At 67.8% G+C, this 17,825-nt stretch carries 17 protein-coding genes; 8 read left to right on the forward strand and 9 right to left on the reverse strand.

What is annotated here, in order from left to right; translation table 11 throughout:
- Nucleotides 1-101: 101 nt before the first annotated feature.
- The 7 genes from D1409_RS10930 to D1409_RS10960 form a co-directional block, all read right to left on the reverse strand.
- On the reverse strand, nt 102-4,184 hold the full coding sequence (locus D1409_RS10930) for a DUF7286 family protein (protein WP_123536965.1): 4,083 nt from the start codon (nt 4,182-4,184) through the stop codon (nt 102-104).
- The gene (locus D1409_RS10935) at nt 4,181-5,203 is read right to left on the reverse strand and encodes a DUF7284 family protein (protein ID WP_164471642.1); all 1,023 of its coding nucleotides are present in this window, start codon (nt 5,201-5,203) and stop codon (nt 4,181-4,183) included. Before D1409_RS10935 ends, D1409_RS10930 begins: the two co-directional genes overlap by 4 nt.
- A 485-nt stretch (nt 5,204-5,688) precedes the next feature.
- Nucleotides 5,689-5,967 (reverse strand): hypothetical protein, encoded by a 279-nt coding sequence (locus tag D1409_RS10940; protein ID WP_123536969.1) that lies wholly within the window; start codon nt 5,965-5,967, stop codon nt 5,689-5,691.
- A gap of 83 nt (nt 5,968-6,050) precedes the next feature.
- Nucleotides 6,051-7,082, reverse strand: coding sequence for a class I SAM-dependent methyltransferase (locus tag D1409_RS10945; RefSeq protein ID WP_123536971.1), 1,032 nt, complete (start codon nt 7,080-7,082; stop codon nt 6,051-6,053).
- A gap of 67 nt (nt 7,083-7,149) precedes the next feature.
- Nucleotides 7,150-7,662, reverse strand: coding sequence for an SHOCT domain-containing protein (locus tag D1409_RS10950; RefSeq protein WP_206425028.1), 513 nt, complete (start codon nt 7,660-7,662; stop codon nt 7,150-7,152).
- Between the two features lie 83 nt (nt 7,663-7,745).
- On the reverse strand, nt 7,746-8,879 hold the full coding sequence (locus tag D1409_RS10955; protein ID WP_123536973.1) for a 60S ribosomal export protein NMD3: 1,134 nt from the start codon (nt 8,877-8,879) through the stop codon (nt 7,746-7,748).
- A gap of 73 nt (nt 8,880-8,952) precedes the next feature.
- Nucleotides 8,953-9,384, reverse strand: a complete 432-nt coding sequence (locus tag D1409_RS10960) for a hypothetical protein (protein WP_123536975.1) — start codon at nt 9,382-9,384, stop codon at nt 8,953-8,955.
- Nucleotides 9,385-9,526: 142 nt separating this feature from the next.
- Between D1409_RS10960 and htpX the strand changes: the two genes are divergently transcribed.
- From htpX to D1409_RS10995, 7 genes are all read left to right on the forward strand, one after another.
- Complete coding sequence (gene htpX / locus D1409_RS10965) at nt 9,527-10,405, forward strand: zinc metalloprotease HtpX (protein WP_123536977.1); 879 nt, start codon at nt 9,527-9,529, stop codon at nt 10,403-10,405.
- A gap of 68 nt (nt 10,406-10,473) precedes the next feature.
- Nucleotides 10,474-11,346, forward strand: a complete 873-nt coding sequence (locus D1409_RS10970) for a M48 family metalloprotease (protein WP_123536979.1) — start codon at nt 10,474-10,476, stop codon at nt 11,344-11,346.
- Between the two features lie 367 nt (nt 11,347-11,713).
- On the forward strand, nt 11,714-12,319 hold the full coding sequence (gene pspAB / locus D1409_RS10975) for a PspA-associated protein PspAB (RefSeq protein ID WP_123536981.1): 606 nt from the start codon (nt 11,714-11,716) through the stop codon (nt 12,317-12,319).
- Between the two features lie 51 nt (nt 12,320-12,370).
- Entirely contained in the window at nt 12,371-12,871 is a 501-nt protein-coding gene (locus D1409_RS10980; protein WP_206425029.1) for a hypothetical protein, read from the forward strand.
- A 185-nt stretch (nt 12,872-13,056) separates the two neighbouring features.
- Nucleotides 13,057-14,103 carry a DNA repair and recombination protein RadA gene (radA, locus tag D1409_RS10985; protein WP_123536982.1) on the forward strand — a complete coding sequence of 349 codons (1,047 nt, stop codon included), beginning with the start codon at nt 13,057-13,059 and terminating at the stop codon, nt 14,101-14,103.
- Nucleotides 14,104-14,199: 96 nt separating this feature from the next.
- The gene (locus D1409_RS10990) at nt 14,200-15,381 is read left to right on the forward strand and encodes a PAS domain-containing sensor histidine kinase (RefSeq protein WP_123536984.1); all 1,182 of its coding nucleotides are present in this window, start codon (nt 14,200-14,202) and stop codon (nt 15,379-15,381) included.
- A 41-nt stretch (nt 15,382-15,422) separates the two neighbouring features.
- Nucleotides 15,423-15,662, forward strand: a complete 240-nt coding sequence (locus tag D1409_RS10995; RefSeq protein ID WP_123536986.1) for a glutaredoxin family protein — start codon at nt 15,423-15,425, stop codon at nt 15,660-15,662.
- Between the two features lie 13 nt (nt 15,663-15,675).
- Here the strand turns inward: D1409_RS10995 and D1409_RS11000 are convergent, their stop codons facing one another.
- Nucleotides 15,676-16,638 (reverse strand): hypothetical protein, encoded by a 963-nt coding sequence (locus D1409_RS11000; RefSeq protein ID WP_123536988.1) that lies wholly within the window; start codon nt 16,636-16,638, stop codon nt 15,676-15,678.
- Nucleotides 16,639-16,730: 92 nt separating this feature from the next.
- Nucleotides 16,731-17,138, reverse strand: a complete 408-nt coding sequence (gene msrB / locus D1409_RS11005; protein WP_123536990.1) for a peptide-methionine (R)-S-oxide reductase MsrB — start codon at nt 17,136-17,138, stop codon at nt 16,731-16,733.
- A gap of 118 nt (nt 17,139-17,256) precedes the next feature.
- On the opposite strand from msrB, the gene D1409_RS11010 reads away from it, so the two are divergent.
- Nucleotides 17,257-17,811 carry a CBS domain-containing protein gene (locus D1409_RS11010; protein ID WP_123536993.1) on the forward strand — a complete coding sequence of 185 codons (555 nt, stop codon included), beginning with the start codon at nt 17,257-17,259 and terminating at the stop codon, nt 17,809-17,811.
- Nucleotides 17,812-17,825 lie beyond the last annotated feature (14 nt).

The raw sequence follows: 17,825 nt of genomic DNA on the forward strand, positions 1-17,825 counted from the left end.
CCTCGAACTCGAACGTCCCATCTGTACTCGACTTCGCGAGGGGATGGCAAACGGCTTACGGGTTCGCGGGCAGGGACCGACTCGATCGGTCCCGGGTCGTGTCACGCACATTCCGTTCCGGTAGCGTGATTCTCGCCCGTGGCAGCGGTGTCCCACAGGTCGTCGAACGTGTCGCCGCTCATATCCTCGTTGAGGGCCTCGATAGTCCCGAGAGGGATCCAGTTGTCGCCCGGAACCCTGTCGCTATCGTCCAGTTCGAACTGGATCTGGCCGCCCGAAAGCGAGTCGTCGGGACCCCAGTACTCCCACGACGTATCCGCCGTCGCGGGGCTCGTGAGGCCGTTTATCTGTTCGGCCGAGATGGACCCGGTGTAACTGATCGACATCCCCCTGTTCGACGGCACGACGGCTTTCCCGAGACACTGGTAGTCGCCCCACGGATAGTACTTCGCGCCGTTCGAGTTGACGTTCGCGACGTCCAGCAGCGCCAGGTCCTGAACGATCATCCACCGGTCGAGATACCGCACGTCTTCCGGCCGAGCGAGGAAGCTCCCGTCGATGCTGTCGCCGCTTCGACTGCCGTACACTCGAGCCAGTTCCACGTCGTCGTTCGTCTCGATGTGGGTGACGATCCCCGGTTGGCTGTGCGGCGGGATCGTGTTGTCGTCGTTGCGTTCGGGTTCGTTCACCTCGTGGGCCGTGTCGAACCAGTCGATAGTGTGTTGCTCTCCGAGCGGGTCGCCGTCGTCGTCGGCGTCGTACAGCAGGTACTGCATCGTGCGCCGGACCTCGTTCGAGTCGATCTTCTCCAGTTTCACGACGTCTTTCCAGTCTTCGGCCACGTCCTCGTCGGTCTCCAGCAGGTACTCGAAGTGCGCCCTGTATCGCGTCCCGTCGTATCGCTCGTGTTCGTCGAACGAGCAGTAGGCGTCGGTGAGCGCCTCCTTCGCGTCGTCGGAGTAGTCCTCGAACCAGTCCTGGGCGTCGTCCTCCAGTTCCTCTTTCAGGTCCTCGGGCTCGTCGCACTCGTCGTTGAACTCGCCCTCGTTATCGTCTTCGAGTTCGACGTCGCCGTCGTCCTCTACCTCTAGCGGAATCTCCTCGACCGTGTCAGACCCGGGGAGATACTGCTGGAGCGTCGACTCCCCTTCCTCTTGCAGGTTGTCGCAGTCCTCGTAGTTCACGTCGCCCGGACTGAAGTCGGGCCCGGCGTGGGGCCACGTGCTCGAACAGGAGTTCTGGAAGATGCTCGAACTCGAACTGTAGTGCCACTCGTCGCCGACGCCGTACTTGGGCTTGGGCTGGACCGTCGCGCCCGGCACCGCGACGACGACGCCGGTCGAACTCGTGAAGTCGATCGGGTCGACCTCGCCGACTCTCCGTTGCTGGCCGGCGATCTCGAGGTCGACGGGCATCGCCTGGCGGACGTACGTCGTCGTCTTCGTCCCCGACGGGTCGTCGTGGCTGGCGGAGACCTCGAAGCGGGCGTACTCGCCGTTGACCTCGACGTCCCAGTAGTCAACGGAGAGATACCAGTAGGTCGGCCACGGGATCAGCGGCATCCCCGGATGGCCGAACAGGTTGTGCTTGCGCACCGACATCGGCGCGTGGTCCGAGTCGGCGACGTCGTCGACCGACCGGTGTTCCGGGCGGACGGCCGGCGAGGTCTGTCGAGTGACCGGGTTCAGCGTGAGATACGACGGCGAACCGTCGACGGAGTACGAGACGTCGCCGAGCAGCGGCGTGTCTTCCACCGTCGCGGTCGACGTGGACGGCGGGCTTTCGAGCGCCTCGCTCGCGAAGTCCATCCCCCGGTTCAGCACGTCGGTCGCCCCGTCCGTCGCGTCCTCCATCTGTGAGTTCGCGTCGTCGGTCGAGTCCTGTCGGGCACTCTCGACGCGCTCCATCCACTCTCGAACGTCCTCGAGATACTCAAGACGGAGTTCGACGAGCGCCTTCCGCGGCGCGCTGCTGTATCGGCCGGAGACGTCGTACCTGTACCTGTCGGGTTCGAAATTGCCGTGGCGGTCTACGATCTGCGTTCGGAGGCCCTCGAAGACGTCGGACCCCGTGGCCATTTCGGCCACCGACACTTCGATCGAGTCGACCCCCGTCGGCGGACTCGCCTTCAGGCGTTCGTGCGTCGCTTCGAGTTCGTCCCGGAGCCACGATTCGAGCGAACTCCGCTCGCTGGGCGTCAGGAAGTCCGACGCGTCCAGCGTGACGCCGTCCGACACCTGTCCGTCGATCTCCGACTGGAGTCCGCTCGGACGCTCGATCCCGTCGGCGTCGATGGCGCTCTCCAGGTTCCCCTCGGGGTCCCCGGAGCCGACGTTGATCCCCTCTTCGATGGCCTCCGTGGCCGTCTCCTCGAAGTTGCCGGGGCTCAGCGACGACGGCTCGCCCCCGCTCTCGTAGGCGTGTTCCAGCCCGTCGTGGGAGACGTCTAGCTGGCTGCTGTCGCTGTGTGTCGCGGTGACCGTGACGTCGACCTCGAAGGTCACCGTCGAGGTGTCGTCCGTCTCGTCGTACTCGTAGCAGGGCGGTGTTACACCGGTAGCGCACGTGGTCTCCCGTCGCCAGTCCTGCGTCTCCTCGATGTCGTTGGTGACCGTGACGGTGAACTCGTGGAACGTCCGGGTTCGACCCGACTCGGAGCGCCAGGTCTCCGTGTGGTCGACGTCCACGTCGCTGCCGACGACGCTCGTGGTGGACCCGCCGAAGGCGGTCCAGTCGCTTCCCGAGGGCGAGTCCGCGTCGGGGTACGACCCCGAGACCTTCGAGGCGCTCCCCGTCGACACGTCGACCCCGACCGAGTAGATCTGGTCGACGACCCGCGGGACCGCGTCGTTCGAGATGTCGCCGTCGGGGAGATCGGCCTCGGTGTCGCTGTCGACCTCGTCGCTGCTATCGGCCTCTTCGGGCGCACCGGACGGCCGGTAGTCGGAGAGGTCGATCTCGTTGCCCCGGACCTCGTCGAAGGCCGGGTCGGCGAACTTGTCGATCTTCACTTCGCGGCCGTCGGTGAGTTCCGCGTTCGCCTCCCGGGACGTGAGGGCGCCGCTTCCCCCTGCTCCTCCCCCACCGCCGAACCCGCCCGGCTTCCCCAGCATCCCGTTGACGACTTCCTGGATCGAACTCGGCGGGCTCCCGGACGCGCCGCCAGTCAGGATCCCGCCGACCGCGCAGATCTTCTGGGCGACGCCGTACCTGCTGAACGCCTTGCTCCGACTGCCGGACTTGCCCGTCGCCTTGAGGATCTTCTGCAGGTTGCGCGCGCCGAAACAGGAGTACGACGCGAACTTCAGATTGTCCGCCGCGGGGTCCTCGGTCCCGAACGTCTGGCGCTGGAGCGCGTAGATGGCGGAGTTCGCCAGGACAACGGTGTCTTTCTTCGGCGCCAGTTTCTTGAACGCGCCCGTCCGACTGACCGGCGACATCCGCTCGTAGTAGGCCTTCCCGTACATCACGGGGTAGAGGCGCGCCGCGAACTGGCGACCGAACCCGTCGCCGTCGAAGAAACTCGTCTGGAGCTTGTCCTGGTAGGACCCGACCTTCTCGTGGAGGAGGAACGTCGTCGACCCCACGGAGACGGTCACGTCGCTCGTGCGCGAACCGACCGTGTCACCGTCGACAGCGACCTCGTACCGGACGTCTTCGACCGTCGCCTCGACCGTCCCCGGTTCGAGGCCCGACGGCGCCCCGGGGTCGCTCCCGGCCGTCAGCGACACCCGGTCGATCGCGTCCTCGATCGAACTCTCGGAGTAGTCGATCGCCGGGAGCGACATCTGCGTCCGCGCCCCGTTCGATTCGAACGACGAAGTCCGGAGGCGGTCCTGCAGTTCGAGATACACCCGTAACTTCGCGTATCGCCTGAACACGGACTCGCCGCCGGACGACTCGATCGCCCGTCCCGCCGGCGTCTCGGCCGGGACGGTCACCGGTTCCTCGGCGGCCGATTTCATCGCGTCCGAAGCGGCCTCGCGCAGGAGCGACTGGGTCGTCGCCGACGCCTGGTCCATCGCCTTCGCGGGGGCCACGTCCGTCGACGGGTCCGCTCTGCTGTCCAGCGTGACGACGATCGTGACGCTCGTGAGTAACAGCAGGACCCCGACGATCGAAAACGGGATCCGCGCTCGGTCGCTCGACGCTATCGAGATCGTGTTCGGTCGCTCTCGTGTCATTTGTTCCAGGTGTATATCGTGATCTTCACGTCGCCGGGCGAGACGAGTTCCGCGACGGTCTCGGCGTCGAAACTCCCCCCGTACTGCTCGTCTCGGACGTCCTCGAGGTCCTCGCGGATCATGTCCGAGAGCGGGCCTCGCAGTTGGTCGTTCGCCATCCTCGCGTCCGCTTGCGCCTGACTGACCGGGTTCGTCCCGGACACGGGGCCCACTCGCCAGGCCGGGTCGGTCTCGAACTCCGCCAGGTCGAGGAGTTCCGCCATGCGCTGGTACCGATAGACCACTAGCTGTCGTTCCAGCCCGTTTCGCTCCAAGCTCAGTTGCGTCTCGCTCGGGGGGAAGTAGCCCCGAACGACGGACCGAGCGACGAGATCCGCGACGTCTCCGAGGTCTCCGCCGCGATAGGCCCGCTTGATCTCGCTCTCGTCGAGTGACGGCATACTGCTGGGGAGGGTCATCGTCGCGGTGCTGTAGTCGACGCCCGGCGGCGGCGACGGCCCTGCTTCGACGCGCCCCTCGATCGCCGCGGACTCGTACGGCCGCCAGAGCGCGACGACGTGCGCGGTCTCCCCCGCACCGGTCAGCCGGTCCCGGATGCCGCCCTCCAGCGCGTTCCTGTACTCGATCCCCGCCCGCGTCAGCCGTTCGTCCGAGTCGCCGAGGAGCGTGCTGTCGTCACCGTCGGGGAAGCGCGCCTCGGTCACCGCCGCGTCGGCGAACTGCGCCAGGACCGGCCCGTGTGCCGTCCGTTCGTAGTCGAACGAGGGGTTCGCGTCGAACGGGTCGTGGCCGCCCGGGTCACCCTGTATCGGGTCCGTGACCGGTTCCACGCTGTACTCCATCTTCATCGTCGTCGCGGCCAGCGTCTCCGCCGTCCGGTCGGCCGTGACCGGATCGTGGGCCGGTTCGTCGTCGGTCAGGAACACGGCCAGCACGCCGATCGACGCGCTCACCAGCAACAGCGCGAACGTCACGTCGACCACCGTACTGATCCCGCGCGCGGATCGGTGACTGGTCACGAACCGCGCCCCCGCTTGCGGACGCGACGGCCAGCGACGCACCCGCGTGGCCGACGGCTGTCGACCCACGGACGGAACCGACGACGGCCCGTCGGCGACGCCCCCCGACGACCGGCGTCCGCGCCCCGCCGAACACGACTGTTCCCCCCTGATACCGACGGCCCAGACTGCATACTGCTAGTGGTCTCGTCATATTATTTAAACATAACACGGCGCGTCCGCGATCACCGTCCCGAGCGCTCGGCGGCGGGCGCACGCGCGTACCCGCACTCTAGGACGAACACGTCGAACGAGCCGGAGGTAGCAGACTGTCAAAAAGCGGACGGAGAGACGCTCGCTCCCGCTGGTCGCGGCTTCGCTAGTCCTCGCGGGTCGCTCCGCTCCCCGCTCGGTATCCGTGGTCCTCGCTCCGTCTGTTCACGGGCGGCGAAGCCGCCCGTTCGCACGGTATGAGGGGCCTCCGGCCCCTCACTACTCGGACCACGCTACTCCTCGATGTGGGCCTCGACGCGGTCTTTGAGCGCGTCGGCGTGTTCCTTGGCCGTGGCGGCGTGCGTGGAGTCCTCCGTCTCGACGAGGCGGTCGACAGCCTCCTGGAGCGCGACGAAGTCGTCCGGGTCGTTCTCGAAGAACTGCCCGAGCTGGTCGACGTGTTCCTGGGCCGCCGTGGCGTTGACTTCGTTGTATCCGACCTCTAGGCCGGCGAGACGGGCGTCTAAGTCTTCCAGCGTCTCCAGCACCCGTTCGTACGGCCCCGGCGCCATGTACGGACCTTTCCTCCCCATGGGATAAAAACTACTGTGGTGGCGCCGGCCGCGAACCACCAAACACCACGGCGACCGACCGGTCACTCGACCCGGACGTCGACGACCACGTGTGCGACCCCCTCGCTGTACCCTTTGACGCGACGCCTGTCTAACACGTCCACCGTCCGCCCGCGCGCGTCCGCTGCCGCTCGCACTCGGTCGACCGGGCGGTCGAACACCAGCGACTCCGGCGTCGCTTCGTGCACGTGGACGACGCCACCGGGCTCCAGCGCCCCGAGCGCGCTGTCGAGATACTCGTGTGCCTCGTAGTAGCCCATCACGATCCGGTCGGCAGTCACGTCCGTCGCCGGGTCCTCCCGGGCCAGCACGTCCCGGCAGTCGGCCCGATACGGCTGGACGCGGTCGACCACGTCGTTGCGTCGGACGTTCTCCAGCAGGAACTCGAAGGATGCGGGGTTCCGTTCGACGGCCGTCACCTCGGCACCCGCCCTGGCCATCGGGAGCGTGAAGTAGCCGATCCCCGCGAACATGTCGACCACGCGCTCGCCCTCGGAGACGACCTCGCCCATGCGCGCGCGCTCGGCCTTGTTCCCCGGCGAGAACATCACCTCCGCGAGATCCATGGCGTACTCCGTCCCGTGCTCGCGGTGGACCGTCTCCGTGTCGCCCTCGCCGGCCAGCACCCGCACGTCGGGTTCGCGATGCGCGCCGGAGATACCGCCCCGCGCCAGCACCGTGTCGGCCGACCCGTGGAGCGCGAGCAACGCCTCGCCGACCTCCTCGGGACGGGGCGCGTCGCTCGCGTCGACGAGCACGACCGTCCCGAGCACTGCCCACGAGGCGGGCGCCCGGTCGATCTCCTCGTCGGTCCACCCCCGCTCGCGCAGGTGGTCGGCCAGATCCCGGAGACGGGGTTCGCCCACCTGGTGAACCACCTCGTCGTACTCGACGGTCTCCGGGACCGCCGTCACCGGGACCGAGACGCTACCAGCGTCGTACTCGCGGACCGACCTGTCGGCGTCGTAGACGCCCTCGGCCGCCAGTTCGTCGATGACCGCCTCCGTGCGCGGCTTGTCGACGACGACCGCCAGTCGCTCCTCGGTCTCGTCCATCTGTCTCCCCCGAGGCGTCCGACGGCCGAAACGGTTTCGAGTCGCCGCCGGAGCGGACCCCGACGGCTCAGGACGACTCCGGTTCGCGGTCCCGCCGGGCGGGCGACTGGCGGTTCACTCTCGAATCGCCCGCGGACGCCGGTCGGGTAGCGGACACGCCCCCTCGACCGGCGTCCGCGTCCTCGGTCTCGAGCAGGCTATCGAGACGGCGCTCGAACTCCGCCTGTTCGATCTCCCCGCGAGCGAACCGCTCGCGGAGCAGGTCGACGGGGTCGTCCGGGTCCGCGCCCGCGTCCGCCCCGGAGCGGTCGCGGTCCGCGACGCCCGATAGATCGATGCCGCGGTCGCCGAGCGACCACGGGAGGGCCACGGGCGAGAGGTCGAGGACGATCCACGCGATGATCGCGGCTACCGGCGTCAGCAGGAGCCACCCGACCACCAGGATCTCGAGCGCGTTCACGACGCCGACGTTGAACAGCGCGAGGAGCGCGACGGGGAGCGTCGTGACGGCGATCAGCACCGGCAGGAGGGCGACGAGGCGACGGACCACGGTACCGAACGAGCGGAGGGACTCGAACATGTGTCCGCTGTCCGACCGCTTCACGAAAAAAGTTGCCGGGAAGCGGTCAGAAGCTGCCGTGGTGAGCGCCCGCTACCGTTGGCTCACGCGTCGGTCGCTTCGACCGACCCGCCCGGGAGGATGTGTAACCCTGCGCGGCTCTTGATCACGGGAACATCGTCGGCGTCGGGGTCGAAGTAGTCGGGGCGTGGGATCGTCTTGGCCTCGTAGGTCTCCGGGTCGAGCACCTGGACGGCGTTCTCGTCCTCGACGGCGACGACCGTCGTCGTCTGGGCGTCCTCGCGAGTCCCCAGTCGCCGGGCGTCGGGCGCGTCGCCCTCCTCGAAGCTCGCTTCGTACTGCTCGCCGGTCGTCAGTCGGGTGCCCTTGAGGTTGCCGCGGACGCTCCTGACGAGGACCGGTCCGTCGCCGTCCTCGGGGTCGATCACCTCGCCCGCCCGGTAGCGCGGGAGTCGGACGGCGAAGGTCACTCGATACACCTCGTTGCCGTCGCTGTCCTCGGTGACGAGCGTCTCGTAGTCCTCGAAGGAGCCGCCCTGCTGGTCGACGATGCGCTTCGCGATCCCCTGGCCCAGCTGGTTCGTCGAGATCTTCATGTTCAGCCCCTCGTCGACCTCTTTGACCTCCGTGACGAACGCGTTCCGGTCGCCCGTCGCCTCGCGTTCGGCGACGAACGCCTCGGCGGTCTCCTGTGCGCGCTCCTGTTCCTCGGCCGTCGGCGTCCGCTCCTCGGCGCGGATCTGGACGATCGCCGCGTAGGAGCCGCCCGCGATCCGGCCACACCGGTCGCAGGTCTGGCGGGCGATCTTCACGGGGACGACGACCTCCTCGGAGACGAGCGTCCCGCGGACGACGCCGGTGAACTGGCAGTGCATTCGGATGTTGTTCTCGTCGAGCTGTTCGGGAGCGACCTCCCAGTTCACGTCCGTCGCGTCGAGGTGGACGCCCAGCGCGCCCGACACCTCCTCGACGGCGATGTCCGTGTAGTCCTCGGCGCCCACGTCCACCCAGCGATTGCCCCGGTGGACCGCGCCGCACTGCGAACACACCCGCACGTCGATGCGCTCGGGCGCGTCGACCAGGTCGAACTCCTCGAAGTAACAGGCGTCACACAGCGCGCTATCGGGGTCTCGCGGCCCGTCGGCGCCCGGCCGCGCCGCCAGGTCCCCCTCGATCTCGTCTCCACAGCGCGGACAGAACTCGCCGGAGCGACTCATTGTCCCGTGCTACTGGGCTGTGGAGTATAAGGGCCGCGTTCCCCGGACGGAGGTCCCCGAAGCGCGAACCCGCTCAGTCGTAGACGTACGGGACGACACCGAACAGGACGGCGAAGACGCCGACCACCGAAAGCACCCCGCCGGCGTAGTAGAGCCACGTCTCCGGCTTCGGACACGCGGCGGTGCGGACCGCCGCGACGTAGCGGTCGCCCTCGTGGACGACCACTGTCCCGTCGAGACGGGCGAGCGGCTCTCTCCGGCCGAACGAGCGGTCCGAACCGGTCCGACCGGCGTCGAAGGCGCGCTGCTGGCGGTCGGCGAGGTTGCCGTATCTCACGGCTGGTTCGGGCCGGTCCGCTACCTCGTCGGCGGGCTGGACGGAGACCACGTAGTCCGTCCCGCAGGTCGACACCAGCGAGACGTAGAGGCCCAGTCCCATGAGCGACAGGCCGACCAACAGGGCGAGGGTGCCGCCGCCGACGAACGCGACCGTGCGTGCCCCCATCGGGCGGAGCGACACGTGACGGCGTGATGAACGTTTCGGGCGAGACGGAGCAGGCGGGGGCGGGGGCACTCGGGACCGTGGCCCCGCGTCACCGCGGTGTGACGCGAGCAATTCATATGCCTCCCGGCCCCTATTCGCTGATATGGAGTGGAAAACCGACTGGGGACTCCGCGGCCGGATGTTCTTCACGATGTTCCTCCTCGTCGTGGTGTACCTCGTCTTTATCGCGATACTCTCGCAGCTCGCGTCCGCGTGGCTGGTCGTGGGCTTTGCCGGAGTGTTCCTGTTCTTCCAGCTGTTCTTCAGCGACAAACTGGCGCTCAAGAGCATGGGCGCGAAGGAGGTCTCGGAGAGCGAGTATCCCGAGTTGCACGCGATGGTGAGTCGGCTCTGCCAGCAGGCCGACCTGCCGAAACCCGCGGTCGCCGTCGCGGACACGCGGACTCCCAACGCGTTCGCGACCGGCCGGTCGAAGGACTCGTCGACCGTCGCCGTCACCACCGGGCTCCTCCAGACGCTCGACCAGGAGGAACTGGAGGGCGTGATGGCCCACGAACTCGCACACGTCAAGAACCGCGACGTGATGGTGATGACCATCGCCTCGTTCCTGTCGACCGTCGCGATGCTCATCCTCCGCTGGGGCTTCCTCTTCGGCGGCGGCGGCCGCAACCGCCAGGGCGGTGGCGGCGGCATCATCGTCGCCGTCGTCGCCTCGCTGGTCGTCTGGATAATCTCCTTCTTCCTCATCCGCGCGCTCTCGCGGTACCGCGAGTACGCCGCCGACCGCGGCGCCGCCGCGATCACCGGCAAGCCCGCCGCGCTCGCCTCCGCCCTGCTCACCATCGACAACCGCATGGACAAGGTGCCGAAAGAGGACATGCGCTCGCAGTCGGAGATGAACGCGTTCTTCATCATCCCCATCGACAAGGGCATCATCGCGCGCCTGTTCAGCACCCACCCCTCGACCGAGCGCCGCGTCGAGCGCCTCCAGGATCTCGCCGGTCGCCAGGAGACGGCCTGAGTTCGGCCACCGCTCTCCGCGATCCGACCGATCGATAGCCTATTGGTCAAATAAAGAGACGTTCGAGCATGGAGTGGCATCTCGACAGGCGCCTCTCCCGCCGAATGGTCGTCGCCTTCGGCCTCGCGCTGGGCGGATACGCCGTCCTCCTGGGTCCGCTCGTTCTCCTCCTCCCGTGGTCGGCAGCGCTCGTCGTCTGCGGCGCCCTGGCGGCGGTGATCGGCGGTCTCGTCTTCGAGGCCGACCGACTCGTCTACTTCACGACGAGAGCGGTCGCGATCGAACGGTCGGACTACCCGACGCTGTTCGACTCCGTCGACCGACTCGCCGCGCAGGCCGACATGCCTCGCCCTGTGATCGCGGTAATCCCGACCGACAAACCGAACGCGCTGTCCGTCGGGCACGGCGACCGGACGGTGATCTGCGTGACCCTCGGTCTGCTGAAGGCGCTGGAGAGCGACCAGCTCGACGCAGTGCTGGCCCACGAGGTCGCTCACCTGAAGAACGGCGACTCGACGGTGATGACCGTGGCCGGCTTCCCCGCGGCGGTCGCGCTGGCGATGCTCTGGGGCGCCCTGGAGAACATGAACGGCAGAGCCATCGTCCTGGGCTACTTCGGTGCGATGGCGTTCGTCGCGGTCCTGAGCCTCCCTCTCCTGTTCGTGACGCTCCCGGCGACGCTGGCGCTCTCGCGCTATCGGGAGTACGCCGCCGACCGCGGCGCCGTCGCGATCACGGGCGACCCCCTCGCACTGGCGGAGGCGCTCGCGGAGTTGAGCGGCCAGGCCGGTCCGCCCGAGGCCGACATGCGCTCGATAGCCGGCTTCAACGCGTTCTGTATCGTCCGTGCGTCGTACGTGGGCCTCCCGTGGACGCATCCCCCCACTCACAAGCGGATCCGGAAGCTCCGCGAGATCAGCGCCGAGATGGAACGGACATAGCTAATCCATCGGGCGCTCCGGCCGCGGCATCTCCGAGGCCGACGTCCCCTGTCCTGCAGGACATCGCCGAGAAACACGACGCGAGCGTGCCGCAGGTGACGCTGGCGTGGCCCCGCTCGCTCGCGTCGCCGCGATCCCGAAAGCGACGAACGGGGAGTACGTCGCCGACAGCTGGGCCGCCTAGGACGTGGATCTGGACGACGATGACATAGACGACGAGGACCTGGACCGGATCGCCGAACTGGACCGGGGTCACTGGGAGAGCGACTTCGACGGCGCGCCGTGAGACGAGTGACTGCGTAGGATCGGGCGGAGCCGCGGCCGCCGGAGGCAAGCGTCTTTTACCCGGCTGACCCAACAGGGAGGTATGGGACTGCTGGACGGCCTGAAGTCCGCACTCGGGATGAAAGCGGAGGCCGACGCGACGCGGGACGCCGACCCGGAGGACCTGTTCGGGATGAGCACGGCCTACATGACGATGGAGGCCGACCTGGGGTTCGCGCCGGCCGACGCGGCCGCGCTGTGTTTCGCCGAAGTCGACAGCACCGGCTTCGAGGACGCCGTCGAGAACGTCGAGGCCATCCTCGAGGCGGGCGAGGTGGAGACGGGGACGAAAGCGAGGTTCACGACCGACGACCACGGCTACGAGTGGGTCGTCCTCGAGGACGACGACCCCGAGGACCTGGTGACGAGCATCCACTTCGCCGCCGACGAGTTCATCGAACGCGACTACGGGTCACGACTGCTCGCCGCACTCTTCGCCTTCGAAAAGGACGGCCAACGGGCCTACTGGGTGTACTCCTTCCGCCGCGGGAAGTACTACCCCTTCGCGCCGAAGGGCGACCACGAGCGACACAGCCAGACGGAGATCAAACTCCAGAGCGTGCTCGACGGCGAACTCACCGTCGAACCGGACAAGGAGTACTGGTATCCGCTCTGGCCGGACCGCCCCGGCGGACACCCCTGGGAATGACCCGCCGCGAGAGCCTGTAACTTTATCCCGCGACCGACCGACACGCCGGTCGTGTCTCCGAATACCGCCGATTCCACGCCGTTCGACCCCGCCGTCTACGACCACGTCCGACCGGCGGACGGTGCGGGCGATTCGGACGGCGACGCGGAGACCGACGGAGCGGTCGAGCCCGGGGTCTACCGGGTGGTCGGCACCCGGGCGGAGTGCGTCACCCTCCTGCAGGTCGGCGACGCCGACGGCTGGAGAGTCAACACCGGCCACGTCGTGATCGTCGACCGCGACGCCCTCGACGGGTTCGGACCCGCGGACAACCCGGACGGGAACCGTCCTGCGGGCGACGCCGTCTCGAACTTCCTCGGCGACTTCGTCTGGCAGGTCCGGGCGTTCGCCGGCAGACTCCGGGCGAATCCCCTCGCCGCGACGGTCGCGCTCGCGCTCGTCGTCGTCGGCCACCAGGGCGACCGCGTCCTCGACGTGCCGGGGTCGTGGCTCACCGCCGTCTACTTCCTCGGCGTCTTCGGCGTCGTCTACCTCGGCGCCCGCGGTGGCTGACTGCCGTTCCACTTTCACCGACTCCCCCCGACCGAGGGTGTTCGCCGCCCCGCGAGAACCGCGTTCCTGCCGGATGACGTTTCAATCTACGGATCACTCCCGTCAGAGGGCGCTCACGTGGGCCAGTTTCACTTTCACTTTGGTGTTAACGAGGGTTTATATGACCGGCGGCGTAAGCGATGTCCATGGCATCAGAAGACCTCGAAGACCTCCCGGGCGTGGGCCCGGCGACGGCGGAGAAGCTCCGAGAGAACGGGTTCGACGGCTACCAGGGCATCGCGGTCGCGTCGCCCGGCGAGCTGTCGAACACGGCCGACATCGGCGAGTCCAGCGCGGCGGACATCATCAACGCCGCCCGTGACGCCGCCGACATCGGCGGCTTCGAGTCCGGCGCCACGGTCCTGGAACGCCGCGAGCAGATCGGGAAGCTCACCTGGAACGTCGACGAGGTCGACGAACTCCTCGGCGGCGGCATCGAGACCCAGTCGATCACCGAGGTGTACGGCGAGTTCGGTGCCGGGAAGTCCCAGGTCACACACCAGATCTCGGTCACCGTCCAGCTCCCCAGCGAGCACGGCGGGCTCGAGGGGAGCGCGATGTTCATCGACTCCGAGGACACCTTCCGACCCGAGCGTATCGACCAGATGGTCAAGGGTCTCTCCGACGAGGTCCTCGAAGACACGATGGTCCTGCACGGGGTCGTCGAGGAGGAGGCCGACGCCGACGCCACGAACGACGACCTGCTCGACGACCTCGTCGAGGCGATGCTCGACAACATCCACGTCGCGAAGGCGTTCAACTCCAACCACCAGATCCTGCTCGCCGAGCAGGCCCAGGAGCTCGCCAGCGAGACTCAGGACGACGAGTTCCCCATCCGCCTGCTGTGTGTCGACTCGCTGACCGCCCACTTCCGCGCGGAGTACGTCGGCCGCGGCGAGCTCGCCGACCGCCAGCAGAAGCTCAACAAGCACCTCCACGACCTGATGCGCGTCGGTGACCTCCACAACACCGCCGTCGTCGTCACCAACCAGGTCGCCTCCAACCCCGACTCGTTCTTCGGCGACCCGACCCAGCCCATCGGTGGGAACATCCTCGGTCACACCTCCACGTTCCGCATCTACCTCCGCAAGTCCAAGGGCAACAAGCGCATCGTCAAACTCGTCGACGCGCCCAACCTCCCCGACGGCGAGGCCGTCATGCGCGTCGAGCAGGACGGCCTGCTGAACGAGTAACGCCACCGCTGGCCGAGTTCGGCTTTCGTCCCAAAAATCAGCGTCGAGAGCCGGGCGCGTGTGTTTTATCCGTGCATCCCCTCTCTGCGGGCAGTAATGACCGACAGCAGTGGTGAGCGTGAGCGGAGGGAGAGCGCCGGGGACGACCTCGTCGCGGCCGCGTTCGACGCGTTGCCGGCCCAGGTGGCAGTCCTGGACGGCGAGGGAGTGATCCGCGAGACCAACCACGCGTGGGAGACGTTCGGCCGGGACAACGACCTCCAGGGCGAGGTCGACATGGTCGGCGAGAACTACCTGTCGGTCTGTGACCACTCCGAGGACGACTCGGCGGCCGACGCGGCGTCGGGTATCCGGTCCGTGCTCGCGGGCGAGCGTGCGGAGTTCGCCCTCGAGTACCCCTGTCATTCGCCGGACGAGCGGCGGTGGTTTCTGATGCGCGCGCTCGCACTGCCGGAGTGCGACGACCCGCACGGGCTCGTGATGCACGTGGACATCACGGACCGGAAAGAGGCCGAACTCCGCGTCGAGGCGAACAACGAGACGCTCTCGACGGTCGCGAGCGTGCTGAGCCACGACCTCCGGAACCCGTTGAACGTCGCGATGGGGGGCGCGCAGTTCCTCGCCGACGACCCGGACGCCGACGCCGAAACCGTCGCCGAGCGATCGGCGTCGATCCTCTCCTCGCTCGAGCGAATGAACGCTATCGTCGACGACGCGCTCGTCCTCGCGCGCGACTCCGAGCGCGTCGACACCGAACGCGTCGACATGGGGACCGTCGCGCGGGACGCCTGGTCACACGTCGAGACCGGCGGCGCTACCCTCGAGGTCGTCGACGACGCGACCCTCGTCGCGGACGCCAGCGTCCTCACGCAACTGTTCGAGAACCTCTTTCGGAACAGCGTGGAGCACGGCTCCACGAGCAGTCGGCCACAGGCCGACGACACCGTCGAACACGGTTCGACGAGCCCTCCGTCGCACGCTCCCGAGGACAGCGCGGAGCACGGCGAGGCCACCCCGACGGTCACCGTGGGTACTCTCGCGGACGGGTTCTACGTCGCCGACGACGGCCCGGGGATCGCCGCGGCGGACCGCGAGCGGGTGTTCGACGTCGGCTACTCCACCAACAAGTCGGAGGGCAACACGGGGATGGGGCTCGCTATCGTCCGGAAGGTCGCCGACGCTCACGGCTGGACCGTCGACGTCACCGACGCGAACGACGGAGTGAGCGGCGACCGGAGCGGAGCGCGCTTCGAGTTTCGCGGCGTCGCGCTCGACTGATCGGCCGCAACGCACTTGACCGTCGCTTCCGAACGACCGATATGGCGTTCACGCTCTATCAACTCGACGGCTGCCCGTACTGCGAGAAAGTGGCCGACCACATGGACGACCTCGACCTGGACTACGACACCGTCTGGGTCGACGCGCTCCACTCCGATCGCAACGAGGTCAAGCGCGTCTCCGGCCAGCGGGGCGTGCCCGTCCTCGTCGACGACGACCACGGCGTCACCATGGCCGAGTCCGAAAAGATCGTCGAGTACCTCGACGCCAGTTACGCCTAACGGCCGTCCCGGCTCACTGTTCTCGCCGGAGATAGACGATAGCGGCGCCCACCGAGACCAGGACGGCCGGGTAGACGAACCCGAACACGAGCGTCAGGTACCGATCGGGCATGACGGTGTACACCTGCGGATTGAGGGGGCTTTGCCCGCGGTAGGTGAACGCGACCGTCCCCGCGAGGAGCGTCGCGACGTAGCCCAGTCCGACTGCGAGACCGAACCGCGCCACCTCGATCGGGGAGTCGGTGGCCGCCGCCTCCCAGTGGGTCTCGGCGAACTCGTGGCCCGCACCGATCAGGACCGCGACCGGGACGAGGTAGTACAGCAGTTTCGGGACCTGGGTCGTCTGCTGTTCGATCATGTTGACGTGTCCGATCGTACCGGTCGCGCCGCCAGCGGTCTCGATCAGGTGGGCGACCGGCGCCGAGTGATTCTGCCCGATAGCGAACAGCCCCTGCAGGAGGCGCCCGACGACGGGAACTGCCAGTATCGGCTCCGCGACGGGCGCGAGTGCGTCGGGTACCAGCCCGGTCACCGCGTGGATGTTGTGGGCGTTGTACGTGACGATCCCCAGTATCGCGAACTGGTCCTCGAACGGAACGGCCCCGTTCCACACGACGACGTTGAGCAGTGCTGTCACGGCCAGCAGCGCCGCCGCGCCGGCGTACCCGTGCCACCGCTCTGCGTCCTCGCCGAGACCGACGAGGAAGGAGACGAGCGCGAAGAGCGCCGCCGTCCCGATCAGAACGCCGACGTACCCGAGTAGCGAGCCGCCGGCGGTGACGGAGGCGAGCGCGGAGAGGAGCGAGACGACCGCGAACCCGACCAGAAACACGATCGGGCCGCGCTTCAGCCCCGCGCGCCACGGGAACGAGACGAAGTCCTCCTCGAGGACGACCTCGACGCCGAAGACGCTCACGCTCCGGTCGCCGTCGCCCGTGCCCGCCGCGCTCTTGCCGTCCGCGTGTTCGGAACTCACAGGTTGCTACCTGCCGAGCACGGAAAAAAGCGTTCCGGCCGGTGTGATCGACATGATAACGGGACCGGTCGGGACCCGGACCGGCGCTCGCTCTACTCCTCAGCGTCGAAATCGAGCGCCGCGGAGTTGATACAGTAGCGCTTGCCCGTGGGGTCCGGTCCGTCGTCGAACACGTGCCCGAGATGTCCCTCGCAGTTCGCACAGACGACCTCCGTCCGGCGCATGCCGTGGCTGGTGTCCAGTCGCGTCTCGACGTTGCCCTCCTCGACGACGTCGAAGAAACTCGGCCAGCCGTGGCCGGAGTCGAACTGCTGGTCCGTCCCGAACAGCGCGGTCCCGCAGCCCGCACACGTGAACTCCCCGTCCTCGTCCACGTCGAGGAAGTCGCCGCTGAACTTCGGTTCGGTCCCCCGCTCGCGCAGGATCTTGTACTCCTCCTCCGTGAGTCGTTCGCGCCACTCCTCGTCCGATTCCGGGAGCCGCTCCTCGCTGTCTGTCATACCACCGGATAGCCGCTCCAGGTGTTTATAGCGTCCGCTCCCCGAACTCGCCGACCCGACCCGACCCGCGACCGCACCCGTCGGAGGTTTTATATATTACCCGTAGTTATTTCACCTCATGGATTTACCGACGCCGGCGGACCTGCGGGAACGCCGCAACGAGCTGGGGTTGACGCAGAGCGAGTTAGCGGACAGGGCGGACGTGTCACAGCCGCTGATCGCGCGCATCGAGGGCGGGGACGTCGACCCGCGGCTGTCGACGCTCCGGCGTATCGTCAACGCGCTCCAGGAGGCCGAGGGGGCGATCCTGCGCGCCGAGGACCTGATGAACTCGCCCATCGTCAGCGTCCAGCCCGACGACTCCGTCCACGAGACCCAGGAACTGATGGACGAACGGGGGTTCTCACAGGTCCCGGTCATCCGAGACGGGACGCCGCTCGGCCTGATCGGTCACTCCGACATCCGCCAGCGGTCGGACTCCTCGGAGGCCGACAACGTCGGCGACTTCCCCGTCGACGAGGTCAAACGCGAGTCCATCGCCACCGTCGAACCGGGCGCGACCATCGACGAGATCAACGACTACCTCAACCACAACGACGCCGTGCTCGTCGTCGAGGGCGGTGAGACCGTCGGTATCATCACCGAAGCCGACATCGCCGCGCACATCAGCTGAAAAAAGACACGGAA

It is taken from the genome of Halosimplex salinum, assembly GCF_003730195.1.
GTDB classification, from domain to species: Archaea; Halobacteriota; Halobacteria; order Halobacteriales; family Haloarculaceae; genus Halosimplex; species Halosimplex salinum.

What these genes read in the sequence shown, in the direction of transcription:
- radA (WP_123536982.1), top strand. Translation starts at nt 13,057, where the DNA reads ATGGCATCAGAAGACCTCGAAGACCTCCCGGGCGTGGGCCCGGCGACG.
- D1409_RS10930 (WP_123536965.1), bottom strand. Translation starts at nt 4,184, where the DNA reads ATGACACGAGAGCGACCGAACACGATCTCGATAGCGTCGAGCGACCGA.
- D1409_RS10995 (WP_123536986.1), top strand. Translation starts at nt 15,423, where the DNA reads ATGGCGTTCACGCTCTATCAACTCGACGGCTGCCCGTACTGCGAGAAA.
- D1409_RS10990 (WP_123536984.1), top strand. Translation starts at nt 14,200, where the DNA reads ATGACCGACAGCAGTGGTGAGCGTGAGCGGAGGGAGAGCGCCGGGGAC.
- msrB (WP_123536990.1), bottom strand. Translation starts at nt 17,138, where the DNA reads ATGACAGACAGCGAGGAGCGGCTCCCGGAATCGGACGAGGAGTGGCGC.
- pspAB (WP_123536981.1), top strand. Translation starts at nt 11,714, where the DNA reads ATGGGACTGCTGGACGGCCTGAAGTCCGCACTCGGGATGAAAGCGGAG.
- D1409_RS10940 (WP_123536969.1), bottom strand. Translation starts at nt 5,967, where the DNA reads ATGGCGCCGGGGCCGTACGAACGGGTGCTGGAGACGCTGGAAGACTTA.
- D1409_RS10950 (WP_206425028.1), bottom strand. Translation starts at nt 7,662, where the DNA reads ATGTTCGAGTCCCTCCGCTCGTTCGGTACCGTGGTCCGTCGCCTCGTC.
- D1409_RS10945 (WP_123536971.1), bottom strand. Translation starts at nt 7,082, where the DNA reads ATGGACGAGACCGAGGAGCGACTGGCGGTCGTCGTCGACAAGCCGCGC.
- htpX (WP_123536977.1), top strand. Translation starts at nt 9,527, where the DNA reads ATGGAGTGGAAAACCGACTGGGGACTCCGCGGCCGGATGTTCTTCACG.
- D1409_RS10960 (WP_123536975.1), bottom strand. Translation starts at nt 9,384, where the DNA reads ATGGGGGCACGCACGGTCGCGTTCGTCGGCGGCGGCACCCTCGCCCTG.
- D1409_RS11010 (WP_123536993.1), top strand. Translation starts at nt 17,257, where the DNA reads ATGGATTTACCGACGCCGGCGGACCTGCGGGAACGCCGCAACGAGCTG.
- D1409_RS10970 (WP_123536979.1), top strand. Translation starts at nt 10,474, where the DNA reads ATGGAGTGGCATCTCGACAGGCGCCTCTCCCGCCGAATGGTCGTCGCC.
- D1409_RS10955 (WP_123536973.1), bottom strand. Translation starts at nt 8,879, where the DNA reads ATGAGTCGCTCCGGCGAGTTCTGTCCGCGCTGTGGAGACGAGATCGAG.